Source organism: Nocardia asiatica NBRC 100129, from assembly GCF_000308415.1.
GTDB lineage: Bacteria > Actinomycetota > Actinomycetes > Mycobacteriales > Mycobacteriaceae > Nocardia > Nocardia asiatica.
In genome coordinates this window covers 1-5,445 of record NZ_BAFS01000062.1, presented here as the reverse complement: position 1 = coordinate 5,445, position 5,445 = coordinate 1, and the positions used below count along the sequence as shown (strand labels likewise).

Annotated in this window: 3 rRNA genes; all 3 read right to left on the bottom strand. The window is 56.9% G+C overall.

The features are described 5' to 3' along the window. Nucleotides 1-7 precede the first annotated feature (7 nt). A 5S ribosomal RNA gene (rrf, locus tag ON27_RS06380) occupies nt 8-124 on the bottom strand. A 156-nt stretch (nt 125-280) separates the two neighbouring features. Then, nucleotides 281-3,395, bottom strand: a 23S ribosomal RNA gene (locus tag ON27_RS06375). Between the two features lie 327 nt (nt 3,396-3,722). Beyond that, nucleotides 3,723-5,241, bottom strand: a 16S ribosomal RNA gene (locus ON27_RS06370). Together the 16S, 23S and 5S rRNA genes form the textbook arrangement of a ribosomal RNA operon. Nucleotides 5,242-5,445: the final 204 nt, after the last annotated feature.

Sequence of the window (5,445 nt, the reverse complement as noted above, 5' to 3'; positions counted from 1 at the left end):
AAGGATGTTCCGGCGGTGTCCTACTCTCCCACACCCTGTCGAGTGCAGTACCATCGGCGCTGGCAGGCTTAGCTTCCGGGTTCGGAATGGGACCGGGCGTTTCCCTACCGCTATGGCCGCCGTAACTCTATGAAACTATCCACACACCCCGTCACCGTTTCCCCCGGTCGTGTCGCCCGACACGCCCCAACAGGGCGTTACAGGGGGACACGACCGATCGTGTCGGCGGGGTGTCTGTGTGTTGTTTCAGATACCGCACAGTGGACGCGTAGCAACCTTTGTTGGTAAGTCCTCGGCCTATTAGTACCGGTCACCTCCACACGTTACCGTGCTTCCAGTTCCGGCCTATCAACCCCATGGTCTGTAGGGGGCCTTAACCACTCGAAGGTGGTGAGAAACCTCATCTTGGAACAGGCTTCCCGCTTAGATGCTTTCAGCGGTTATCCCTTCCGAACGTAGCCAACCAGCAGTGCCCTTGGCAGGACAACTGGCACACCAGAGGTTCGTCCGTCCCGGTCCTCTCGTACTAGGGACAGCCTTCCTCAAGTTTCTGACGCGCGCGGCGGATAGAGACCGAACTGTCTCACGACGTTCTAAACCCAGCTCGCGTGCCGCTTTAATGGGCGAACAGCCCAACCCTTGGGACCTACTCCAGCCCCAGGATGCGACGAGCCGACATCGAGGTGCCAAACCATCCCGTCGATATGGACTCTTGGGGAAGATCAGCCTGTTATCCCCGGGGTACCTTTTATCCGTTGAGCGACACCGCTTCCACATGCCGGTGCCGGATCACTAGTCCCGACTTTCGTCCCTGCTCGACCCGTCAGTCTCACAGTCAAGCTCCCTTGTGCACTTGCACTCGACACCTGATTGCCAACCAGGCTGAGGGAACCTTTGGGCGCCTCCGTTACATTTTGGGAGGCAACCGCCCCAGTTAAACTACCCACCAGGCACTGTCCCTGAACCCGATCAGGGTCCGAGGTTAGAAGTCCAATACGACCAGAGTGGTATTTCAACGACGACTCCACGAACACTGGCGTGCCCGCTTCACAGTCTCCCACCTATCCTACACAAACCGTACCGAACACCAATACCAAGCTATAGTGAAGGTCCCGGGGTCTTTTCGTCCTGCCGCGCGTAACGAGCATCTTTACTCGTAATGCAATTTCGCCGAGTCTGTGGTTGAGACAGCAGAGAAGTCGTTACGCCATTCGTGCAGGTCGGAACTTACCCGACAAGGAATTTCGCTACCTTAGGATGGTTATAGTTACCACCGCCGTTTACCGGGGCTTAAATTCTCAGCTTCGCCACCAAAAGTGGCTAACCGGTCCTCTTAACCTTCCGGCACCGGGCAGGCGTCAGTCCGTATACATCGTCTTACGACTTCGCACGGACCTGTGTTTTTAGTAAACAGTCGCTTCTCTCTGGTCTCTGCGACCACACCCAGCTCGAGGAGCAAGTCCCGTCACCAGACGTGGTCCCCCTTCTCCCGAAGTTACGGGGGCATTTTGCCGAGTTCCTTAACCACAGTTCTCTCGATCGCCTCGGTATTCTCTACCTGACCACCTGTGTCGGTTTGGGGTACGGGCCGTGTACCAACTCACTAGAGGCTTTTCTCGGCAGCATAGGATCACTGAATTCGCCTCAATCGGCTACGCATCACCTCTCAGGCACATGCGACACGGATTTGCCTATGTCGCGCCCTACCGGCTTACACCAGGTACTCCATCACCTGGCCCAGCTACCTTCCTGCGTCACCCCATCGCTTGACTACTACACCCAGGGTCTCGTGCATCCCCATCACCTCACCCGAAGGTGATAGATCCGGTTCAGGACGATTAGCACAGATGATTCGCCATTGGGCGCGGATACACGGGTACGGGAATATCAACCCGTTGTCCATCGACTACGCCTGTCGGCCTCGCCTTAGGTCCCGACTCACCCTGGGCGGATTAACCTGGCCCAGGAACCCTTGGTCATTCGGCGGACGAGTTTCTCACTCGTCTTTCGCTACTCATGCCTGCATTCTCACTCGCACAGCCTCCACAACTAGTTCACACTGCTGCTTCCACGGCTGCACGACGCTCCCCTACCCATCCCAGCTCCTGGCTCGAAAGCAAGATAACACTGGAATGCCGCGGCTTCGGCGGTGTACTTGAGCCCCGCTACATTGTCGGCGCAGGATCACTTGACCAGTGAGCTATTACGCACTCTTTCAAGGGTGGCTGCTTCTAAGCCAACCTCCTGGTTGTCTTCGCGACCCCACATCCTTTTCCACTTAGTACACGCTTAGGGGCCTTAGCCGGCGATCTGGGCTGTTTCCCTCTCGACTACGAAGCTTATCCCCCGCAGTCTCACTGCCACGCTCTCACACACCGGCATTCGGAGTTTGGCTGACTTCGGTAAGCTTGTGGGCCCCCTAGGCCATCCAGTAGCTCTACCTCCGGCGTGAAACACGTGACGCTGCACCTAAATGCATTTCGGGGAGAACCAGCTATCACGGAGTTTGATTGGCCTTTCACCCCTACCCACAGCTCATCCCCTCAGTTTTCAACCTAAGTGGGTTCGGGCCTCCACGACGTCTTACCGTCGCTTCACCCTGGCCATGGGTAGATCACTCCGCTTCGGGTCCATGATATGCGACTCACACGCCCTATTCGGACTCGCTTTCGCTACGGCTACCCCACACGGGTTAACCTCGCCACATACCGATGACTCGCAGGCTCATTCTTCAAAAGGCACGCCATCACCCCACCCCAAAAGGGAAGGCTCTGACGGATTGTAAGCGTCCGGTTTCAGGTACTATTTCACTCCCCTCCCGGGGTACTTTTCACCTTTCCCTCACGGTACTAGTCCGCTATCGGTCACCAGGGAGTATTCAGGCTTACCGGGTGGTCCCGGCAGATTCACAGCAGATTTCACGGGCCCGCTGCTACTCGGGCATCATCCACGAGAGCCGTCATGCTTTCGTCTACGGGATTCTCACCCTCTACGACAGGCCGTTCCAGACCACTTCGACTAACACAACGGTTTCTGACTCCCGCCCAGCCCGGCAGGACTGAGAAGAATGACCCCACAACACCAAATAGACAACCTCTGCCGAGTATCACATCTACCTGGTTTAGCCTCATCCGCTTTCGCTCGCCACTACTCACGGAATCACAATTGTTTTCTCTTCCTGTGGGTACTGAGATGTTTCACTTCCCCACGTTCCCTCCCAACCGCCTATATATTCAGCGGAGGGTGACACGACATCACTCGTGCCGGGTTTCCCCATTCGGAAATCCTCGGATCTCAGCTCGGTTGACAGCTCCCCGAGGCTTATCGCAGCCTCCTACGTCCTTCATCGGCTCCTGGTGCCAAGGCATCCACCGAACGCTCTTCAACACTTACAAACAAAGATGCTCGCGTCCACTGTGCAGTTCTCAAACAACACACAAGACCAACCCTCAACCCGGCACCAGCCGAAGCCCGAAGACCCCGCGGTATGACCGAAGAATCGATCCTGTCGTCATATTGCCTGGAAAGAACGTCTGTTCTTTCAGGACCCAACAGTGTGTCGACTACAATCCCCGAACCAGGAACATTCGAGCTCCCAGCATCTTCGAGGCACATGCCAGCGTTCCACCCATGAGCTTCCACCGGACTACATGCGAGCCCGAAATGGTCTCTGCCACAACCACATCCACCTGTGTGAAGCGTCGTGGAGAAGTGCTCCTTAGAAAGGAGGTGATCCAGCCGCACCTTCCGGTACGGCTACCTTGTTACGACTTCGTCCCAATCGCCGATCCCACCTTCGACGGCTCCCTCCCACAAGGGGTTAGGCCACCGGCTTCGGGTGTTACCGACTTTCATGACGTGACGGGCGGTGTGTACAAGGCCCGGGAACGTATTCACCGCAGCGTTGCTGATCTGCGATTACTAGCGACTCCAACTTCACGGGGTCGAGTTGCAGACCCCGATCCGAACTGAGACCGGCTTTAAGGGATTCGCTCCACCTCACGGTATCGCAGCCCTCTGTACCGGCCATTGTAGCATGTGTGAAGCCCTGGACATAAGGGGCATGATGACTTGACGTCGTCCCCACCTTCCTCCGAGTTGACCCCGGCAGTCTCCTGCGAGTCCCCGGCATAATCCGCTGGCAACACAGGACAAGGGTTGCGCTCGTTGCGGGACTTAACCCAACATCTCACGACACGAGCTGACGACAGCCATGCACCACCTGTACACCGACCACAAGGGGGCCTACATCTCTGCAGGTTTCCGGTGTATGTCAAACCCAGGTAAGGTTCTTCGCGTTGCATCGAATTAATCCACATGCTCCGCCGCTTGTGCGGGCCCCCGTCAATTCCTTTGAGTTTTAGCCTTGCGGCCGTACTCCCCAGGCGGGGCGCTTAATGCGTTAGCTACGGCACGGATCCCGTGGAAGGAAACCCACACCTAGCGCCCACCGTTTACGGCGTGGACTACCAGGGTATCTAATCCTGTTCGCTACCCACGCTTTCGCTTCTCAGCGTCAGTTACTGCCCAGAGACCCGCCTTCGCCACCGGTGTTCCTCCTGATATCTGCGCATTTCACCGCTACACCAGGAATTCCAGTCTCCCCTGCAGTACTCAAGTCTGCCCGTATCGCCCGCAAGCTTGGGGTTGAGCCCCAAGTTTTCACGGACGACGCGACAAACCGCCTACAAGCTCTTTACGCCCAGTAATTCCGGACAACGCTCGCACCCTACGTATTACCGCGGCTGCTGGCACGTAGTTGGCCGGTGCTTCTTCTACAGGTACCGTCACTTGCGCTTCGTCCCTGTCGAAAGAGGTTTACAACCCGAAGGCCGTCATCCCTCACGCGGCGTCGCTGCATCAGGCTTTCGCCCATTGTGCAATATTCCCCACTGCTGCCTCCCGTAGGAGTCTGGGCCGTGTCTCAGTCCCAGTGTGGCCGGTCGCCCTCTCAGGCCGGCTACCCGTCGTCGCCTTGGTAGGCCATTACCCCACCAACAAGCTGATAGGCCGCGGGCCCATCTCGCACCGATAAATCTTTCCACCCACCGCCATGCGACAGCAGGTCATATCCGGTATTAGACCCAGTTTCCCAGGCTTATCCCGAAGTGCGAGGCAGATCACCCACGTGTTACTCACCCGTTCGCCGCTCGTGTACCCCGAAGGGCCTTACCGCTCGACTTGCATGTGTTAAGCACGCCGCCAGCGTTCGTCCTGAGCCAGGATCAAACTCTCCGTTGAAGACTCACAACCACACCCCCGAAGGGGCGCAATCAAAGTAATAACCAGAGTCCGAAAACCCAGCAAAACAAATCGCCAGCCGGAAAATTAGCTGACAAAAAATGCCCGACCCTCCACACGGGGGGTGAAGAATCGGAACCAAAAATATTTGGCACTGACATTCATCGACACACTATTGAGTTCTCAAAGAACACACGCACACAC